This window comes from Streptomyces sp. NBC_00885 (genome assembly GCF_045207475.1).
Classification (GTDB): domain Bacteria; phylum Actinomycetota; class Actinomycetes; order Streptomycetales; family Streptomycetaceae; genus Streptomyces.
Genome location: NZ_CP108796.1, coordinates 4,407,069 through 4,425,963 on the forward strand (window position 1 = coordinate 4,407,069; position 18,895 = coordinate 4,425,963).

Here is an 18,895-nt window from a genome sequence, read left to right on the forward strand (position 1 = left end):
GGTGATACCGGCTTTCCGGCTGGTGAGGGGCAATGGTGCTTTCCTCTGTATTCCTTTGTACAGCGGTTCGCACTGCATTGTGAAGCCCAGCCAATTACATGCGCGTGTCCGATGCAATGGCGTGCGGGAATTTTTCCCGGGATTTTCCCTGGGCGTTCTCTGGATATCTACCCGCGTAGATTTTTGGGACGGGTACGCTGAGGGAACCGCCCTCGCAACACACCACCGGGAGTGCCCGTGGCACGCGTCGTAGTCGACGTCATGCTCAAGCCCGAGATCCTCGACCCCCAGGGACAGGCAGTACAGCGTGCACTGCCGCGTCTCGGATTCGACGGAATCGCGGACGTACGTCAGGGAAAGCGCTTCGAGCTGGAGGTGGAGGGGCCGGTCGACGAGGCCGCCCTCGCCCGCATCCATGAGATGGCCGAAACGTTCCTCGCCAACACCGTCATCGAGGACTTCGTCGTAAAGGTGGAATCGTGACCGCTCGTATCGGAGTCGTCACTTTCCCCGGCACGCTCGACGACCAGGACAGCCTGCGCGCCGTCCGCCTCGCGGGCGCCGAGCCCGTCTCGCTCTGGCACCGCGACAAGGACCTCAAGCAGGTCGACGCCGTGGTCCTCGCCGGAGGTTTCTCCTACGGCGACTATCTGCGCGCCGGAGCCATCTCCCGGTTCTCGCCGGTGATGGAGACGATCATCGACCAGGCCAGGGCGGGCATGCCGGTTCTCGGTATCTGCAACGGCTTCCAGATCCTCACCGAATCGCATCTGCTGCCGGGCGCCATGCTCCGCAACAACCATCTGCACTTCATCTGCCGTGAGCAGAAGCTGCGGGTGGAGACGAGCGGGACGGCCTGGACCGCGGACTACACCGATGGTCAGGAGATCCTGATCCCGCTCAAGAACATGGATGGGCGGTACGTCGCCGACGAGCGGGTGCTCGACGAGCTGGAGGCCGAGGGCCGGGTCGCCTTCCGCTACCTGGACTTCAACCCGAACGGCTCGCTGCGTGACATCGCCGGCATCACCAACGCCGCGGGCAATGTCGTCGGCCTGATGCCGCACCCGGAGCACGCCGTCGAGCCCCTCATCGGCACGGGCCGCACCGACGGCCTCGGATTCTTTACCTCGATCCTCAAGAAGCTGGTCAACGCATGAGCCTGGATACGGTCAAGCACGCGGCCGGGACCCCGGACGTCGAGCAGCCCTGGAAGGAACTCGGCCTCAAGCAGGACGAGTACGAGCGCGTCCGCGAGATCCTCGGCCGCCGGCCCACCGGCGCCGAGCTCGCCATGTACTCCGTCATGTGGTCCGAGCACTGCTCGTACAAGAGCAGCAAGGTCCACCTGAAGCAGTTCAGCGAGAAGAAGCCCGAGAGCGACGCGATGCTCGTCGGGATCGGCGAGAACGCCGGTGTCGTCGACGTCGGCCAGGGCTACGCGGTCACCTTCAAGGTCGAGTCGCACAACCACCCCAGCTACATCGAGCCCTACCAGGGCGCGGCCACCGGCGTCGGTGGCATCGTCCGCGACATCCTCGCGATGGGCGCCCGCCCGGTCGCGGTCGTCGACCCGCTGCGCTTCGGCGCCGCCGACCACCCCGACACCAAGCGCGTCCTGCCGGGCGTCGTCGCGGGCATCGGCGGCTACGGCAACTGCCTTGGCCTGCCGAACATCGGCGGCGAGGTCGTCTTCGACGAGTGCTACCAGGGCAACCCGCTGGTCAACGCGGGCTGCATCGGCGTGATGAAGCACGAGGACATCCACCTCGCGCAGGCGTCGGGCCCCGGCAACAAGGTCATCCTGTACGGCGCCCGCACGGGCGGCGACGGCATCGGCGGCGTGTCCGTGCTGGCGTCGGAGACCTTCGAGTCGACCGGTCCCGCCAAGCGCCCCGCCGTGCAGGTCGGCGACCCCTTCCAGGAGAAGCTCCTGATCGAGTGCACGCTCGAGATCTTCAAGGAGCAGCTGGTCGCGGGCATCCAGGACCTCGGCGGCGCCGGTCTGTCCTGCGCCACCTCCGAGCTGGCGAGCGCCGGTTCCGGCGGTATGCGCGTCGAGCTCGACACCGTCCCGCTGCGTGATGCGACCCTCTCGCCCGAGGAGATCCTCATGAGCGAGTCGCAGGAGCGCATGTGCGCGATCGTCGAGCCCGGCAAGGTCGACCGGTTCATGGAGATCTGCGAGAAGTGGGACGTCATCGCCACCGTCATCGGTGAGGTGACCGAGGGCGAGCGGCTGGAGATCTTCTGGCACGGCGAGCAGATCGTCGACGTACCGCCGCGGTCCGTCGCGCACGAGGGCCCGACGTACCACCGTCCGTACGCCCGTCCGCAGTGGCAGGACGCGCTGCAGGCCGACGACGCGAACAAGCTGCCCCGGCCGGCGAGCTCCGAGGAACTGCGTGCGCAGGTCCTCGCCCTGGTCTCCTCGCCGAACCAGGCGTCGAAGTCCTGGATCACCGATCAGTACGACCGTTTCGTGCAGGGCAACACCGTGCTGGCCCAGCCCGAGGACGCGGGCATGATCCGCATCGACGAGGAGTCGAACCTGGGTGTGGCCATGGCGACCGACGGCAACGGCCGGTACGCCAAGCTCGACCCGTACACGGGCGCGCAGCTCGCACTGGCGGAGGCGTACCGCAATGTCGCCGCCTCCGGTGCCAGGCCGCTCGCCATCTCGGACTGCCTGAACTTCGGCTCGCCAGAGGACCCGGACGTCATGTGGCAGTTCGCCGAGGTCACCCGCGGACTCGCGGACGGCTGCCTGCAGCTCGGCACCCCGGTCACCGGCGGCAATGTCTCCCTCTACAACCAGACCGGCGAGGTCGCGATCCATCCGACGCCCGTCGTGGCCGTCCTCGGTGTCATCGACGACGTCAACCGCCGCACCCCGATCGCCTTCGCCGAAGAGGGCCAGCTCCTCTACCTGCTCGGCGACACGCGTGAGGAATTCGGCGGCTCCGCCTGGTCCCAGGTGATCCACGACCACCTCGGCGGAATGCCGCCGGCCGTGGACCTGGACCGCGAGAAGCTGCTCGGCGAGATCCTGATCTCGGCCTCCCGTGACGGCATGATCGACGCGGCGCACGATCTGTCGGACGGCGGCCTCATCCAGGCGGTCGTCGAGTCGTGCCTGCGCGGCGGCACGGGCGCGCGGCTGATCGTCCCGGACGGGCTCGACGCCTTCACCTTGCTGTTCAGTGAGTCGGCCGGCCGTGCGGTCGTGTCCGTCCCGCGCAGCGAGGAGCTCCGCTTCAACGACATGTGCGGCGCGCGGGGTCTGCCCGTGACGCGTATCGGTGTCGTGGACGGAGACGAGGTGGATGTGCAGGGCGAGTTCAGCATCGCGCTGAGCGAGCTCCGTACGGCTCACGAGGAGACCATCCCGGGTCTGCTGGTCTGACGCACGACTGCTGTGGAGCCCCCGACCGGACCCTTCCGGGCGGGGGCTTTCGCGGCCTGGGCGGCTGTCGTACCCACCCCTTACTGTCGGTCTCATGCCACCGGCCAAGAAGCGCACCCGCAGCTACGACTCCGCCAAGATCCGCGGCGCCGTTCTCGCCCAGTTCGAGCACGTACGCGAGGCGGTCGGCACTCTCACGCCCGAGCAGCTCGCGCTGCCCACCCGGCTCGGGGACTGGACGGTGCGGGACCTGGCGGGGCACATCGCCATGGCACTGGATACGGTCGTGCGGACCTACGCGAACCCCGCGCCCGCCGCGGTGGAAGTCGAGCTGCTGGACTGGCCGTTCGCGACGGTCAAGCACGCCGGAAGTGTCTCCGAGGACACCAAGAAGATCGCGGCGATCGCCGAGCTCCCGGAGCTGTACGCCCGGACCGCGGCCCGGCTCGCCCAGCTGCTGGCCGTCGCCTCCGACGACCGGCTGCTCGCCGCCCGCGTCGGCGCGATGCGGTTCGGTGACTACCTGGTCACCCGTACCGTCGAACTCATCGTCCACACCGACGACTTGAACGACGCCACCGGTCTTGGCATCCCCTGCGACCGCCAGGCGCTCGCCACCTGCACCCGGCTGCTCGCCGACGCGCTCGCGGTGAAGGCACCGGGCGCATCCACCGAGGTACGGGTGCCGCCGTTCGCCGTCGTGCAGTGCGTCGAGGGCCCCCGGCACACCCGGGGCACCCCGCCCAATGTCGTCGAGACCGATCCGCTGACCTGGATCCGTCTCGCCACCGGGCGTACGGGATGGGCCGAGGCGCTCGACGCGGCGAAGGTCAGCGCGAGCGGCGAGCGTGCCGATCTCTCAGGGCTGCTCCCGATCCTGGGCTGAACGCGGCAGGGGGAAGGCGAGGGGGGAACCAGAGCCACTGCAGCCCCGTCAGATCGGTATGCGCAACCAGCTGAGCATTCCTGTCACCGCACTGGCGCTGCTCGCCCTCGCGGCCTGCGGCACGGAAACGGGCTCTGGATCCGCCACCGGCGACGGCGGCGGCTCGGTCTCGACCGATGTGCCCCTCACCGGCGTCCACTGGTCCGTCGACAGCGTGACCGTCGGCGGGAAGAAGTCCGCTGCCCCCGAGGGCGCGCATGTGGAGATCACTTCCAAGGGCCGCGCCCAGGGCAACTACGGCTGCAACGGCTTCGGCGCCGACGTGAAGGTCGTCGGCGACACGATCACCGTGGGCAACGCCGTACAGACCGAGATGGCCTGCGACAAGAGCCGCATGGCCTTCGAAGACGCGCTGCGCGCCGCCTTCTCCGGCAAGCTCAAGGCGAAGATCACCGACGGGAAGCTGACCTTGACCACCGACAAGGGCGACTCCATCGCCCTCAGCTCCCAGAAACCGGCTCCGCTGGTGGGCACCAAGTGGACCGTGAACTCCCTGGTGACCGGCGACACGGCGTCCTCGATGCCCGCCGGAACGGAGAAGAACGCGTACATGACCTTCGCCAAGGACGGTTCCGTACGCGGCAGCCTCGGCTGCAACACCTTCACCAGTACCGCGAAGGTCTCCGGCTCCACGATCACCTTCGACCGGCTGGCCACCACCCGGAAGATGTGCACCGGCACGGCGGCGATGGTGGAGAGCCATCTGCTGAAGGTCCTCAAGGGCAAGGTGACGTACAAGATCGACTACCGCACCCTGTCCCTGACAGCGGAGAACGGCAAGGGAGTGGCCGCGACGTCGACGCCCGCCCTGCCGGAGAAGTGATCAGCCTCAGTACGGGAGCGCGCCAGGTGTGACATGGGCAACCCCGACGTTGCCCCTGGCTCCCGCACAGCGGGTTCCCCGCAGACGAATCCCGGCCTTCCCGGTCCCGAGGAGCGGGGGCTGGCGGGCTCGGCGACAGGTCGCGCCCACGACGCGGGCCAGGTCAACGCGTCGGTGCTCCAGCAGCGTGACGGTCCGGTCACCAAGAGGCCGCATGGTCGAACAGCGCCGCGGACCATCCTCCGTGCGAGTCCCCCGCGTATCCCCAATTCGGACCAGTGGTCGATCTCGCCTACACTCGGTGCCGTGCCACGTGGTGACGGACGACTCAACCACGACCTGCTCCCCGGTGAGAAAGGCCCCCAGGACGCTTGCGGCGTCTTCGGTGTCTGGGCCCCGGGTGAAGAGGTCGCGAAGCTCACTTACTTCGGGCTCTACGCCCTCCAACATCGAGGCCAGGAATCCGCGGGAATCGCGGTGAGCAACGGCTCCCAGATCCTCGTCTTCAAGGACATGGGCCTGGTCTCCCAGGTCTTCGACGAGACCTCTCTTGGCTCCCTCAAGGGTCATATCGCGGTCGGTCACGCCCGCTACTCGACCACGGGCGCCTCCGTGTGGGAGAACGCCCAGCCGACCTTCCGGGCCACCGCCAACGGCTCGATCGCACTCGGCCACAACGGAAACCTCGTCAACACCGCCCAGCTCGCCGAGATGGTCGCGGCTCTCCCCAAGGAGAACGGCCGGTCCACCCAGGTCGCCGCGACCAACGACACCGATCTGGTCACCGCGCTCCTCGCGGGCCAGGTCGACGACGACGGCAAGCCGCTCACCATCGAGGCGGCGGCCGCCAAGGTGCTGCCGGAGGTGCTGGGCGCGTTCTCGCTGGTCTTCATGGACGAGAGCACCCTGTACGCCGCCCGCGACCCGCAGGGCATCCGCCCGCTCGTCCTCGGCCGCCTGGACCGCGGCTGGGTCGTCGCGAGCGAGTCCGCCGCCCTCGACATCTGCGGCGCCAGCTATGTCCGCGAGATCGAGCCGGGCGAGCTCATCGCCATCGACGAGAACGGCATCCGCACCTCCCGCTTCGCAGAAGCGAAGCCCAAGGGCTGTGTCTTCGAGTACGTCTACCTGGCTCGCCCCGACACCGACATCGCCGGCCGGAACGTCTATCTCTCCCGTGTGGAGATGGGCCGCAGGCTCGCCAAGGAAGCCCCGGTCGAGGCCGATCTGGTGATAGCGACACCCGAGTCCGGCACCCCCGCCGCCATCGGTTACGCCGAGGCCAGCGGCATCCCCTACGGCTCCGGCCTGGTGAAGAACGCCTACGTCGGCCGCACCTTCATCCAGCCGTCCCAGACCATCCGCCAGCTCGGCATCCGCCTCAAGCTGAATCCCCTCAAGGAAGTCATCCGGGGCAAGCGCCTGGTCGTCGTCGACGACTCGATCGTCCGCGGCAACACCCAGCGCGCCCTGGTCAAGATGCTCCGCGAGGCCGGCGCCGCCGAGGTCCACATCCGGATCTCGTCCCCGCCGGTGAAGTGGCCCTGCTTCTTCGGCATCGATTTCGCCACCCGCGCCGAGCTGATCGCCAACGGCATGACGATCGAGGAGATCGGCACGTCGCTGGGCGCGGACTCGCTCTCGTACATCTCCATCGACGGCATGATCGAGGCGACCACCATCGCCAAGCCGAATCTGTGCCGCGCCTGCTTCGACGGCGAGTACCCGATGGATCTTCCCGATCCCGAGCTGCTCGGTAAGCAGCTTCTGGAGACCGAGCTGGCGGGCGGTTCCGATGCCGCCGACGCGCTCCGTCGTCCGTAACCCCCGCAGTACGACACGAAAGCTCCCAGCAATGACCGCTGAATCTTCCGAGCGTGCTGAGCACGCGGGCACCGGTGCCAGCTACGCGGCCGCGGGCGTCGACATCGAAGCGGGCGACCGCGCCGTCGAGCTGATGAAGGAGTGGGTGAAGAAGACCCGGCGTCCCGAGGTCCTCGGCGGCCTCGGCGGTTTCGCCGGTCTCTTCGACGCCTCCGCCCTCAAGCGGTACGAGCGCCCGCTGCTCGCCTCCGCCACCGACGGCGTCGGCACGAAGGTCGATCTCGCCCGCAGGATGGGCGTGTACGACACGATCGGCCACGACCTCGTCGGCATGGTCGTCGACGACCTGGTCGTCTGCGGCGCCGAGCCGCTCTTCATGACCGACTACATCTGCGTCGGCAAGGTCCACCCCGAGCGGGTCGCCGCCATCGTCAAGGGCATCGCCGAAGGCTGTGTGCTGGCGGGCTGCGCTCTGGTCGGCGGCGAGACGGCCGAGCACCCCGGCCTTCTCGGCGAGGACGACTTCGATGTCGCGGGCGCCGGTACGGGCGTGGTCGAGGCCGACCGCCTGCTGGGCGCGGATCGTATCCGTACGGGTGACACGGTCATCGCGATGGCGTCTTCCGGCCTTCACTCCAACGGGTACTCGCTGGTCCGCCATGTCCTGTTCGAGCGGGCGAAGATGTCCCTGGACCAGCAGGTCGAGGAGTTCGGCCGGACGCTGGGCGAGGAACTGCTCGAGCCCACCAAGATCTACTCGCTGGACTGCCTGGCGCTCACCCGGACCACCGAGGTGCACGCTTTCAGCCATGTCACCGGCGGCGGTCTTGCCAACAACCTCGCCCGGGTGATTCCGGACAATCTGCACGCGGTCGTCGACCGGTCGACCTGGACCCCCGGCGCCGTCTTCGATCTCGTCGGCACGGCCGGCGATGTCGAGCGACTGGAGCTGGAGAAGACGCTCAACATGGGCGTGGGCATGATCGCCGTCGTCCCCGAGGAGTCGGTGGACGCGGCGCTGACCACGCTCGCGGATCGGGGCGTCGACGCCTGGATCGCCGGAGAGATCACCGACCGCGGCGAGCACACCACCGGTGCGACCCTGACCGGGGACTACGCGAACTGAGCCCACAGGGGCAGCGCGAAACCCGGTCCGGGGCGAACACCCCTGACCGGGTCACGTGGCAGTGCTATTTGAGGTGTACGTACGTCAAGCGCCGCGGCGCTGCGACGACGGACCGGACTCTTCGTCCTCGTCATCGTCGTCGTTGTACAGATCCGCGTACTGTGCGTACGGGTCATCTTCCTCGTCGTCATCCTCGAACGGCTCAGCGTTCGGTGGTTGACTCGAAGGCGATGCGCCCAGCTCGTTGGCCAGACGCGACAGGTCAGTCCCGCCGCTGTTGTACTTCAGCTGGCGGGCGACCTTTGTCTGCTTGGCCTTGGCCCGGCCGCGCCCCATGGCTCGACCCCCTCGGTGACGGGGCTCGACGGCCCCAGAGTCTTGACACGCGTTCATGATTCGGAACGGGCTCTCCGTGGAGAGACCGGTCCGTAGGGCTTCAACGGTACCTGCTTCCGCGGCCATACGGTACGCCGCCCGCATGACGCGCCACTTCGCAGAACCCGCGAGGAGCCCCGTCCTCGCTGGTCAACTGCGATTTTAACCTCTTCTTGGCAGTCGACCCGCCGACCGGGGTGAGTCTTCTCTCCCGGGGCGGCGGGCCGAGGTCCGGCGAGGATCAGCGGCGGCGGGCTTCCGCCATGCGCTGTTCGGCGATCCGGTCGGCCGCAGCGGCCGGCGGAATGCCGTCTTCCTTCGCACGTGCGAATATTGCGAGCGTGGTGTCGAAGATCTTCGCGGCCTTCGCCTTGCAGCGGTCGAAGTCGAAGCCGTGCAGCTCGTCGGCGACCTGGATCACGCCACCGGCGTTCACCACGTAGTCGGGGGCGTAGAGGATCCCGCGGTCCGCGATGTCCTTCTCCACGCCCGGGTGCGCGAGCTGGTTGTTCGCCGCGCCGCAGACGACCTTCGCGGTGAGCGCGGGCACGGACTCGTCGTTCAGGGCCCCGCCGAGCGCGCAGGGGGCGTAGACGTCCAGGCCCGCCGTGCGGATCAGGGCGTCCGTGTCCGCGACCGCCATGACCTGCGGGTGCTTGTCGAGGATCCGGCGTACGGACTCCTCACGCACATCCGTGATCACGACCTCGGCGCCGTCCTTGAGCAGATGCTCGACCAGGTGGTGGCCGACCTTGCCGACGCCCGCGATGCCGACCTTGCGGCCGTGCAGCGTCGGGTCGCCCCACAGGTGCTGGGCCGAGGCCCGCATGCCCTGGAAGACGCCGTAGGCGGTCAGCACGGAGGAGTCGCCGGCGCCGCCGTTCTCGGGCGAGCGCCCGGTGGCCCAGCGCGTCTCGCGGGCCACGACGTCCATGTCCGCGACATACGTGCCGACGTCGCAGGCGGTGACATAACGGCCACCGAGAGAGTCCACGAACCGGCCATAAGCCAGCAGCAGCTCATCCGTCTTGATCGTTTCGGGGTCACCGATGATCACGGCCTTGCCGCCGCCGTGGTCGAGCCCGGCCATGGCGTTCTTGTACGACATCCCCCGGGAGAGGTTCAGCGCGTCGGCGACGGCCTCTTCCTCGGACGCGTACGGATAGAAACGGGTGCCGCCGAGGGCAGGGCCCAGGGCGGTCGAGTGGATGGCGATGACGGCCTTCAGCCCGGAGGCGCGGTCCTGGCACAGCACGACTTGCTCGTGGCCGCCCTGGTCCGATCGGAACAGGGTGTGCAGGACGCCGTCGGTCACATCGGTCACGGTGGTGACTCCCAAGTACGAAGCGGCGGATGCGGACCTTCCTGTGGGTGGGGAAGGCCCAGTTGGGACAGAGGGTAAGTCCTACGCGCGCGTAGATCCGACCCAGTGCTGAGGATCACCCCCTGGCGGAGTACCGGCGTGGAAGGATTTGCCCCATGCCAGCGCTGTCCTCGGTCCTTGTCCCGTATGCGGCCTACCTGCGGGTGTACGAGCCGCTGGCGGCCTTTCCCGAGCCGGAGCGGAGCCACTGGGCCCGCTACGCCCGCCGGGAGCGCACCCCCACTGCGCAGGACGAACTACGGCGATCGCTCGCCGACTTGCTGCCCACACCGCCGGTCCCGGTGCCGGTCCACGAGAGCGGCGACGCCTTCGTCACGGAGGTGGACGGGGTGGTCTGCGTCTGCCCGTGGCGGACCCGGCTGCGCGGCTGGCTGGCGCTGGAGGATCTGGCCGAGCAGCTGCCCGCGCCGCTGCTCGACGCGGTGCTGCCGCCGGTGGTGCGCGGGCAGGCGGCCGCGGACTACGAGCAATGGCGCGAGCGCAACCCCGACGCGCGGCCGTGGATCAGGACGGCGGTCTGGCAGGTGCCGGTGCGCTGGTTCGCGCTCTTCTCGGACGAAGAGCGCCAGTACGAGCCGGCCGGGCCCGCGGCGGCCGTGCTGCGCTACCGGACGCCGATGGTGCAGGCCAGGCGTCGGGTGGCACGGGCGCTGAAGACACTGCGGGAGACGATCGACGAGGGCCGGCTGACAGAGGGCCTGGTAGATGTGGGGCGGTGGCTGGAGGAATTCCATCCGCGTTCCCTGGTCGAGCTGGACTACGGCGGCCTGGTCCACGCGCTGACAGGACCGCAGCTCGCGGAAGACCGGTCGGCAGCGGATCTGGCCGAGGGGATCGCCGCGCTGAGGGCCGGGGACGGCGAGGGCGCGGGCGAGGCGTACGCGCGCCTCGTGGATCGCTGGCGGGCCGTGAGGGACCTTCAGTTCGCCAACTGAGGGTTTCTGGGGACCATTGAGCCCCACGGAAGCCATCGGTCCAGGACGTAGGTCCCGATCCGGGCCTTTGTCTCAAGCGTGACGGACGGCACTTACTGGGCTCTTGCGCCCATCACCTACCCTCGTGTCAAAATAGGACAAGGAGTCCGGGGAGGGCTCCTTCCGTCCAACTATGGGCGGAATACTCGGCATTGCACTCTACGGGGGGTCTGACGACTCCTGATCGCTCTGTGACTGATCGTCACTGTGACGTGACTGTCCGCTATGGCACGGTCCATCGGCCTTCCGCCGCTGTTGGACACTCAGAGGGCAATTCCGTCGGTTTGGCCGACGTGGCTGGACAGATGGTGTAGTTGTAGTGCCGAGGACAAGCCGTTCGTCCTATAACCGACTCGGCCCGCGTCCGCCATTTCGGGCAACGCGGGTCAAGGTGCAGAATTTAGAGGAAAGAACCGAGAAGGTTCGGTTCTCCCGAGGAGGCCGCTCATGACCGCTCGCACCCCTGATGCCGAGCCGCTGCTGACCCCGGCTGAGGTTGCCACGATGTTCCGCGTGGACCCGAAGACGGTGACCCGCTGGGCGAAGGCAGGCAAGCTCACGTCCATCCGCACGCTCGGTGGACATCGTCGGTATCGCGAGGCTGAGGTCCGCGCACTGCTTGCGGGTATTCCGCAGCAGCGTAGCGAGGCCTGAACACCCCATTTGATCGGGCATTTCCGGGACCCCCATCCCGGCAAGCCCCCCTATAGCTCCACATGACGGGCGTCCGCCCCAACGGACATCTTCGTCATTGATCGCGCTGGACTCCGCCGGGTCCAGCGCGATTTTTTTGTGCCCGGGGAGGTGTGGTGGCCGGCCGGCATGTGGCCCTGGGGGCGGGATGGCCGGAAGGGGTGGGGCGGTGCTCGAAAGGTGGTGCAATTGCACATATTAAATTGGTCGGTTGTAGGCAGGGGGTAAATTCCCCCCTTCGGGAAACCCGTTCGGTGACACCCGTCACACTGCACGCCTCTTGCCAAAGACGAGCGTGCCGCGGGCGAACTCGCGTGCTAGGGCGCTTTCCAGGGCGCGTTGGTCACTCCGGGGCGGACCCTTCGGCCTCAGGCTGGGGGGTGTCCGCGGAGGGCTCCATGGCGAGCCTCAAGAGGCGATGACAGATCGGGCAGTGCCGAGTGCGGTGCCGATAGCCGGACGCGGCCTTCAGATGGGCGCGCAGAAGCGCCTTGGTCTCGTGCTGCCTCGCTGCGGACGCCGCCATGCACGTCACCTCCGGTGTGTGCCGTCCTCTATGCACTGGGTACCGGTGGCAGATGACGCCGTCAAGACGACGGGGGCACGGCTGGGGCGGGTGTGGCGCCAGCGCCACGTGAGTCGACGGACGGGCCTGTCGGGGCCGCTGCGGTGCCGCTGCGCGGGGCTGTTCCCCTACCCGCCCCTTCCCGAACTGGGGGCAAGCCCCCAGACCCCCGGGCGGGGCTTCGCCCCGGACCCCGTATGCGACCTTCGGCCGCATGTCCTCAAACGCCGGACGGGCTGAATGTGCGGCAGGGCCGGCACATCCAGCCCCGCCGGCGATTGAGGCGTGATCCCGGACGCGAAATTCAGCCCCTCCGGCGTTTGAGGAGCGGGAGGTTGGGGGTCCCCCTGGACGGAGTCTGGGGGAGGGCGGGGTGGGGGAAATCCCCCGGACACGACGAAGGCCCGCACCAAATGGCGCGGGCCTTCGTATCACTGCGGTCCTGACGGGATTTGAACCCGCGGCCTCCACCTTGACAGGGTGGCGAGCACTCCAAACTGCTCCACAGGACCAGGTTTCGCAGCCGGTGCCACGCGGCGGAGCCGCAAATTGCTGCTGTCGTTGGCTGCGAGAGAGACTGTACAGCAGGTCAGTGGGTGCGGTCGAACTCGATGCAAGCCGCCCCGCCGCGTCACGGCGCCGCCGCGTCGATCGCCTTGACGATGCGCTTGTCGGAGACCGGATACGCCGTGCCCAGCGCGTGCGCGAAGTAGCTGACCCGCAGCTCCTCGATCATCCAGCGGATGTCCAGGACCTCCTGCGGGACCGGTCGGCCCTGCGGCATCTGCTCCAGCAGCCAGGCGTACTCGTCCTGCATCTCGTGGACCTTCTCCATGCGCGTCGTGTCGCGCTGGACGGTCGTCGGCATCTGCTGGAGGCGGCGGTCCACGGCCACCAGATAGCGCATCAGGTCCGGCAGCCTGCGCAGGCCGGTCCTGGTGACGAAACCGGCCGGCATGAGGGCCGCCAGCTGTTCCCGGACGTCCTGGACGTTGTTGACCAGCGTCAGACTGTTCGTCGCCTTCAGGCGGCGCTCACAGGCCTGCCAGGCGGCCAGGATCTGCTGGACCTGTCCCACCGTCCGTACGGTCGCGTCCACGAGGTCGGCCCGCACCTTGTCGTACAGCTTGCGGTACGACTCCTCGTCCCAGGCCGGGCCCCCGTGGTCGGCGATCAGTTTGTCCGCCGCCGCCATGGCGCAGTCGTCGAAGAGCGCCTGGATCGAGCCGTGCGGATTGCGTGACAGCGCGAGCTTGTGCTGGTTGGTCAGCTTGTCGGACGCGAACTTGGCAGGGTTCACCGGGATGTTGAGCAGGATCAGCTTGCGCGTGCCCTGCCACATCGCCTGCTTCTGCTCCGCCTCGGTGTCGAAGAGGCGTACGGAGACGCTTTCACCGGCGTCGACCAGGGCCGGGTAGGCCTTGACCGGCTGGCCGGCGCGCCGGGTCTCGAAGACGCGGGTGAGCGTGCCGATCGTCCAGTCGGTGAGGCCCGAGCGTTCGATGGACTCGCCCGAAGGGCCCGCGGTCGCCGCCGCGGCCTGGGACAGGGCCTGGCGTGCCTTCGGCTTCAGCTGGAGCTTCAGGGCGTCCAGGTCCTTGCTCTCGGCGAGCTTCCTGCGGCGCTCGTCGATGATCCGGAACGTGATCTTCAGGTGGTCCGGCATCCGGGTCGGATCGAAGTCGTCCGCCGTGACGGGCACGCCGACCATGCGCTGCAGCTCCCGCGCCAGCGTGGTGAGCAGCGGCTCCTGGAGCGGTACGGAGCGCTCCAGAAAGGCCTTCGCGTAGTTCGGCGCCGGGACGTAGTGCCGCCGGATCGGCTTCGGCAGGGAGCGGATCAGCTCCATGACGACGTCCTCGCGCAGCCCCGGGATCTGCCAGTCGAAGCCCTCGCTCGTGACCTGGTTCAGCACCTGGAGCGGGATGTGGACGGTCACACCGTCCGCGTCCGCGCCGGGCTCGAACTGGTAGGTCACCCGGAACTTCAGCGGACCCTGGCGCCAGGAGTCGGGGTAGTCGTCCTTGGTGACCTGCCCGGCCTTCTCGGTCATGAGCATCTCGCGCTCGAAGTCGAGGAGTTCGGGCTCGTCCTGGTGCTTGTGCTTCCACCAGGAGTCGAAGTGCGCGCCGGAGACGACATGTTCGGGCACACGCTGGTCGTAGAAGTCGAAGAGCGTCTCGTCGTCCACCAGGATGTCGCGGCGGCGGGCGCGGTGCTCCAACTCCTCGACCTCGGTGAGGAGTTTGCGGTTGTCGGCGAAGAACTTGTGGTGCGTACGCCAGTCGCCCTCGACCAGCGCGTTGCGGATGAAGAGATCGCGCGAGGTCTCGGGGTCGATGCGCCCGTAGTTCACCTTGCGCTGGGCGACGATCGGCACGCCGTACAGGGTGACGCGCTCGTACGCCATCACGGCGGCCGCGTCCTTCTCCCAGTGCGGCTCGCTGTAGGTGCGCTTGATCAGATGCTGCGCGAGCGGCTCGATCCACTCGGGCTCGACCCGGGCGTTGACCCGGGCCCACAGCCGGGACGTCTCGACGAGCTCGGCCGACATGATGAAGCGCGGGGGCTTCTTGAAGAGCGCCGAGCCGGGGAAGACGGCGAACTTGGCGCTGCGGGCGCCCAGATACTCGTTCTTGTCGGTGTCCTTCAGCCCGATGTGCGAGAGCAGACCGGCCAGCAGCGAGGTGTGGACGGACTGCTCCGGGGCGTCCTCCTCGTTGAGATGAATTCCCATCTGTTTGGCGACCGTACGCAGCTGTGCGTAGATGTCCTGCCACTCCCGGATGCGCAGGAAGTTCAGATACTCCTGCTTGCACATCCGGCGGAAGCTGGAGGAGCCGCGCTCCTTCTGCTGCTCGCGGATGTAGCGCCAGAGGTTGAGGTAGGCGAGGAAGTCGGAGGTCTCGTCCTTGAAGCGGGTGTGCTGCTGGTCGGCCTGCGTCTGCTTGTCGGCGGGACGCTCGCGCGGGTCCTGGATGGAGAGCGCGGCCGCGATCACCATGACCTCGCGTACGCAGCCGTTCTTGTCGGCCTCGATGACCATACGGGCCAGGCGCGGGTCGACCGGGAGCTGGGAGAGCTTGCGGCCGAGCTGGGTGAGCTTCTTCTTGGGGTCCTTCTGCGCCGGGTCGAACGCGCCCAGTTCCTGGAGGAGTTGGACACCGTCGCGGATATTGCGGTGGTCCGGCGGGTCGATGAAGGGGAACTTCTCGATGTCGCCGAGGCCGGCCGCGGTCATCTGGAGGATGACGGACGCCAGGTTCGTACGCAGGATCTCGGGGTCCGTGAACTCCGGGCGGGACAGGAAGTCGTCCTCGTCGTACAGCCGGATGCAGATGCCGTCCGACGTACGGCCGCAGCGGCCCTTGCGCTGATTGGCGCTGGCCTGGCTGATCCGCTCGATGGGCAGACGCTGGACCTTGGTGCGGTGGCTGTAGCGGGAGATACGGGCGGTGCCCGGATCGATCACGTACTTGATGCCGGGGACCGTGAGGGAGGTCTCGGCGACGTTCGTCGCGAGAACGATCCTGCGCCCGGTGTGCGGCTGGAAGACGCGGTGCTGCTCGGCGTGCGAGAGGCGCGCGTACAGCGGCAGCACCTCGGTGAAGCGGTACTGCTTCTTGTTGAGGGCGTCCGCGGTGTCGCGGATCTCGCGCTCGCCGGAGAGGAAGACGAGGATGTCGCCCTTGCCCTCGCCGTGGAGTTCCTCGACGGCGTCGCAGATCGCGGTGATCTGGTCGCGGTCGGACTCCTCGCTCTCGTCCTCCAGCAGGGGCCGGTAACGGACCTCGACGGGGTACGTACGGCCGCTGACCTCGACGATCGGGGCCGATGAGAAGTGGCGGGAGAAGCGCTCCGGGTCGATCGTCGCGGAGGTGATGATCACCTTGAGGTCGGGGCGCTTGGGCAGCAGCTGGGCGAGATAGCCGAGCAGGAAGTCGATGTTGAGAGACCGCTCGTGGGCCTCGTCGATGATGATCGTGTCGTACGCGCGCAGCTCGCGGTCCGTCTGGATCTCGGCGAGCAGGATGCCGTCCGTCATCAGCTTGACGAAGGTGTCGCCGCCGACCTGGTCGGTGAAGCGGACCTTCCAGCCGACCGCCTCGCCCAGGGGGGTGCGCAGTTCTTCGGCGACCCGCTCGGCGACCGTGCGGGCGGCGATTCTTCGTGGCTGCGTATGGCCGATCATGCCGCGTACGCCCCGGCCCAGCTCCAGACAGATCTTCGGGATCTGCGTCGTCTTTCCCGAGCCGGTCTCGCCCGCGACGATCACGACCTGGTGGTCCCGTATCGCCTCCAGGATCACGTCCTTCTTCTGGCTGACCGGAAGCTGCTCGGGGTAGGTGACCTCGGGGACCCGGGTGGCGCGCAGGGCCGTGCGGGCCGAGGACCGCTCGGCCTCGGTGGCGATCTCGTCCAGCACGGCCTGCCGCGCCTCGGGCTTGCGGATGCGGCGGGCGCCTTCGAGACGACGGCCGAGCCGGTGGGCATCGCGGAGTGACGCCCCGGCCAGCAGGGTCTGAAGGTCTGCGAAGGAAGTAGACATACGGAGACCAGGATCGCACCCCCGGGAAAGCGCTGGCGAACGCATTTCCCCCACGAGCCGGTGCAGAACGGAGCAGATTCGTCCAGATCCGAAACCAGGGGAGCACGGCGTTCGCGTGGGTCCGGGCGGGGCGTACTGGGTGCGGAGACGGGGAAAGCCCCGGTCCGCACAGGATCGGGGCTTTCGGGTTGTGGCTGGGGCCGGGGTCGAACCGGCGACCTATCGCTTTTCAGGCGATCGCTCGTACCAACTGAGCTACCCAGCCACGCAGCTCTTACGAGCCGCAGCGGTCCTGACGGGATTTGAACCCGCGGCCTCCACCTTGACAGGGTGGCGAGCACTCCAAACTGCTCCACAGGACCAAGCAATGTGCGAGCACAAGTCTCGCACACAGTGATGCGTGCCCCCAACGGGATTCGAACCCGTGCTACCGCCTTGAAAGGGCGGCGTCCTGGGCCACTAGACGATGAGGGCTAAGGGCCCACCTGGGCGCTTTGCAGCGCGTCGGGGACGTGAGAAGCATATGGGATGCGGGGAGCTATCGCCAAAACGGTTTACGAGGCCCGGCCCGCGGGGGAGCCGCCGGTGTCAGCGTCTCCCCGGGGACGACGCGGTCGGGGACGGCGAGAGGACGCTCGGGGACGGGGTCGCGCCCGGGTGCCCGCGGCGCAGCCGCTATGGATGGGGGCCCTCAGGGAGATGGCGGCTGACCTCGGCCGTCGCCAGGCCGAGGCCGCCCAGCGTGATCTCGTCCCACGCCTGCAGTCGTCTGGTCGTACGGTCCACATAGAGGACGGACGCGCGCACCTCCTCCGGCTCTTGGTTCTGTACGGCGCGCAGACCGCCACCGCCCGTCGAGCCTTCGATCTTCAGGCGGGTGCCGTGCGGGAGTACCACCGTCTCGCGGTGGTGGACATGGCCTGCCAGCGCCAGCGGGACCACGCCGTCGGTCTCGCGGGCGGCGACCGGGTTGTGGGTGACCGCGATGTCGACAGGGGTGCCCGCGCGGGACTGGTCGCGCAGGGCGGAGGCCAGGCGAATGCCCGTCATCCGTTCGGCCGGGTCGCCCTCGGCGACGACCGAGCGGTCCGGGGTGAACTGGGGGTCGCCGATGCCCGCGATGCGCAGGCCCGCGACCGTGACAGCCCGGCCGTCGTCGAGGACGTGCACGTTCTTCAGGTGGGAGAGATACGTCTGCGTGGTGCCGGAGTCGTGGTTGCCGCGGACCCAGACATAGGGCGCGCCGAGGTCGGGGATCGGGTCGAGAAAGCCGTTCTCGGCGGCGGTGCCGTGGTCCATGGTGTCGCCGGAGTCGATGATCACGTCGATGCCGTACTGCTCGACGAGCGAGCCGATGATGTGCCACGCTGCCGGGTTGAGGTGGATGTCCGAGACGTGCAGCACCCGCATCGTGCTGGGATCCGGCTGGTAGGCCGGCAGGGTGGAGGTCGCGTCGTACAGCTTGGTGACATTGGTGACCAGGCGCGCCAACTCCTGCTGGTAGACGTCGAATTCGGTGACGATGGAGCGGGCGTTGCCGACGACGGAGGGGGCGCTGGACAGGAGCCCGGAGAACTTCGGCTCCAGGACGGACTTCGGGTTCCAGGTGGCGTACGCGCAGACGCCGGACCCGGCCAGCAGGGCGAGCGCGAGGCCGCCGGCGGCGAGGGCGCGGCGCGGGCGGCGGTAGACCGCGAGGCCGAGCGCCATCGCGCCGGAGACGACGGCGACGACGGAACGGACGGCCAGCTCGGTGGTGCCGTCGGTCACGTCGTGGACGACCTCGTCCTGGAGGCCGGAGAGGCGCTCGGGGTGTTCGACAAGGGCCTGGGAGCGGACCGGGTCGAGCCGGTCGACATCGACGTCGAGGCGGACGGGGGCGACATGCGAGTCGAGCTCCAGCGCCCCCAGCGGCGAGACGTTGATCTTCGTTCCGCCGGAGAGGGACGGGCGCAGGGTCATGGTCGTGTCCATCGGGCCGACCGGTGTGCGGACGCTGCCGACGATCAGGAGGCCGAGCCAGGCGCCGAGAAGGACCACGGCGGTGAGGCCGAGGGCGCGCGTCCAGGGGTGCGGGCTGTGGACCAGGGTGCTGGTGGGGCCGGTGTTGCGTGAGCGGTAGAGGCGCTGGAGCCGGGTGTGCGGTGCGCGGATCGAGGTGAGCGCTGCGCGGATCGATCGGAGCGGTTCGGGGGCTTCGCGGGCCATTGGTCCCGTATGCCCAGTCCGG

The 18,895-nt window shown here is 68.4% G+C and carries 13 protein-coding genes, 4 tRNA genes and 1 pseudogene; 9 read left to right on the forward strand and 9 right to left on the reverse strand.

Annotation, left to right across the window (positions count from 1 at the left end; genetic code table 11):
* The first annotated feature begins 237 nt into the window (after nt 1–237).
* The 7 genes from purS to purM all read left to right on the forward strand — a co-directional run bounded on the left by purS (nt 238) and on the right by purM (nt 8,125).
* On the forward strand, nt 238–483 hold the full coding sequence (gene purS, locus OHA61_RS20020) for a phosphoribosylformylglycinamidine synthase subunit PurS (RefSeq protein ID WP_078076409.1): 246 nt from the start codon (nt 238–240) through the stop codon (nt 481–483).
* Nucleotides 480–1,160, forward strand: a complete 681-nt coding sequence (gene purQ / locus OHA61_RS20025) for a phosphoribosylformylglycinamidine synthase subunit PurQ (RefSeq protein ID WP_324988836.1) — start codon at nt 480–482, stop codon at nt 1,158–1,160. The genes purS and purQ overlap by 4 nt, the downstream gene beginning before the upstream one ends.
* Nucleotides 1,157–3,406, forward strand: a complete 2,250-nt coding sequence (purL, locus tag OHA61_RS20030) for a phosphoribosylformylglycinamidine synthase subunit PurL (protein ID WP_406304169.1) — start codon at nt 1,157–1,159, stop codon at nt 3,404–3,406. The genes purQ and purL overlap by 4 nt, the downstream gene beginning before the upstream one ends.
* A gap of 94 nt (nt 3,407–3,500) precedes the next feature.
* Complete coding sequence (locus OHA61_RS20035; RefSeq protein WP_406304170.1) at nt 3,501–4,292, forward strand: sterol carrier family protein; 792 nt, start codon at nt 3,501–3,503, stop codon at nt 4,290–4,292.
* A gap of 58 nt (nt 4,293–4,350) precedes the next feature.
* Nucleotides 4,351–5,175, forward strand: a complete 825-nt coding sequence (locus OHA61_RS20040) for an META domain-containing protein (protein ID WP_406304171.1) — start codon at nt 4,351–4,353, stop codon at nt 5,173–5,175.
* 306 nt (nt 5,176–5,481) lie between these two features.
* A complete protein-coding gene (gene purF / locus OHA61_RS20045; protein ID WP_406304173.1) occupies nt 5,482–6,999 on the forward strand; it encodes an amidophosphoribosyltransferase in 1,518 nt (505 codons plus the stop codon).
* Between the two features lie 31 nt (nt 7,000–7,030).
* Nucleotides 7,031–8,125, forward strand: coding sequence for a phosphoribosylformylglycinamidine cyclo-ligase (gene purM, locus OHA61_RS20050; protein WP_406304174.1), 1,095 nt, complete (start codon nt 7,031–7,033; stop codon nt 8,123–8,125).
* Between the two features lie 84 nt (nt 8,126–8,209).
* Here purM and OHA61_RS20055 read toward each other — a convergent pair whose 3' ends face one another.
* Both OHA61_RS20055 and OHA61_RS20060 read right to left on the reverse strand, forming a co-directional pair.
* Nucleotides 8,210–8,461, reverse strand: coding sequence for a DUF3073 domain-containing protein (locus OHA61_RS20055; RefSeq protein WP_405599592.1), 252 nt, complete (start codon nt 8,459–8,461; stop codon nt 8,210–8,212).
* Between the two features lie 280 nt (nt 8,462–8,741).
* Nucleotides 8,742–9,824 (reverse strand): Leu/Phe/Val dehydrogenase, encoded by a 1,083-nt coding sequence (locus OHA61_RS20060; RefSeq protein WP_389368792.1) that lies wholly within the window; start codon nt 9,822–9,824, stop codon nt 8,742–8,744.
* Nucleotides 9,825–9,979: 155 nt separating this feature from the next.
* On the opposite strand from OHA61_RS20060, the gene OHA61_RS20065 reads away from it, so the two are divergent.
* Together OHA61_RS20065 and bldC are read left to right on the forward strand one after the other, a co-directional pair.
* Nucleotides 9,980–10,819 (forward strand): hypothetical protein, encoded by an 840-nt coding sequence (locus tag OHA61_RS20065; protein WP_324988821.1) that lies wholly within the window; start codon nt 9,980–9,982, stop codon nt 10,817–10,819.
* A gap of 486 nt (nt 10,820–11,305) precedes the next feature.
* On the forward strand, nt 11,306–11,512 hold the full coding sequence (gene bldC / locus OHA61_RS20070) for a developmental transcriptional regulator BldC (RefSeq protein WP_003949541.1): 207 nt from the start codon (nt 11,306–11,308) through the stop codon (nt 11,510–11,512).
* Nucleotides 11,513–11,894: 382 nt separating this feature from the next.
* Here the strand turns inward: bldC and OHA61_RS20075 are convergent, their stop codons facing one another.
* The 7 genes and pseudogenes from OHA61_RS20075 to OHA61_RS20105 all read right to left on the reverse strand — a co-directional run.
* A complete protein-coding gene (locus tag OHA61_RS20075) occupies nt 11,895–12,077 on the reverse strand; it encodes a DUF6274 family protein (RefSeq protein ID WP_266480908.1) in 183 nt (60 codons plus the stop codon).
* A gap of 476 nt (nt 12,078–12,553) precedes the next feature.
* A tRNA-Asp gene (locus tag OHA61_RS20080) sits at nt 12,554–12,628 on the reverse strand.
* 119 nt (nt 12,629–12,747) lie between these two features.
* On the reverse strand, nt 12,748–16,665 hold the full coding sequence (hrpA, locus tag OHA61_RS20085; protein WP_406304175.1) for an ATP-dependent RNA helicase HrpA: 3,918 nt from the start codon (nt 16,663–16,665) through the stop codon (nt 12,748–12,750).
* A 191-nt stretch (nt 16,666–16,856) separates the two neighbouring features.
* A tRNA-Phe gene (locus OHA61_RS20090) sits at nt 16,857–16,930 on the reverse strand.
* A 22-nt stretch (nt 16,931–16,952) separates the two neighbouring features.
* Nucleotides 16,953–17,027 (reverse strand) — tRNA-Asp (locus tag OHA61_RS20095).
* A gap of 39 nt (nt 17,028–17,066) precedes the next feature.
* Nucleotides 17,067–17,139: transfer RNA gene (locus OHA61_RS20100), tRNA-Glu, on the reverse strand.
* A gap of 204 nt (nt 17,140–17,343) precedes the next feature.
* Nucleotides 17,344–18,873 (reverse strand): annotated as a pseudogene (locus OHA61_RS20105) (metallophosphoesterase); the annotation flags it as partial.
* Nucleotides 18,874–18,895: the final 22 nt, after the last annotated feature.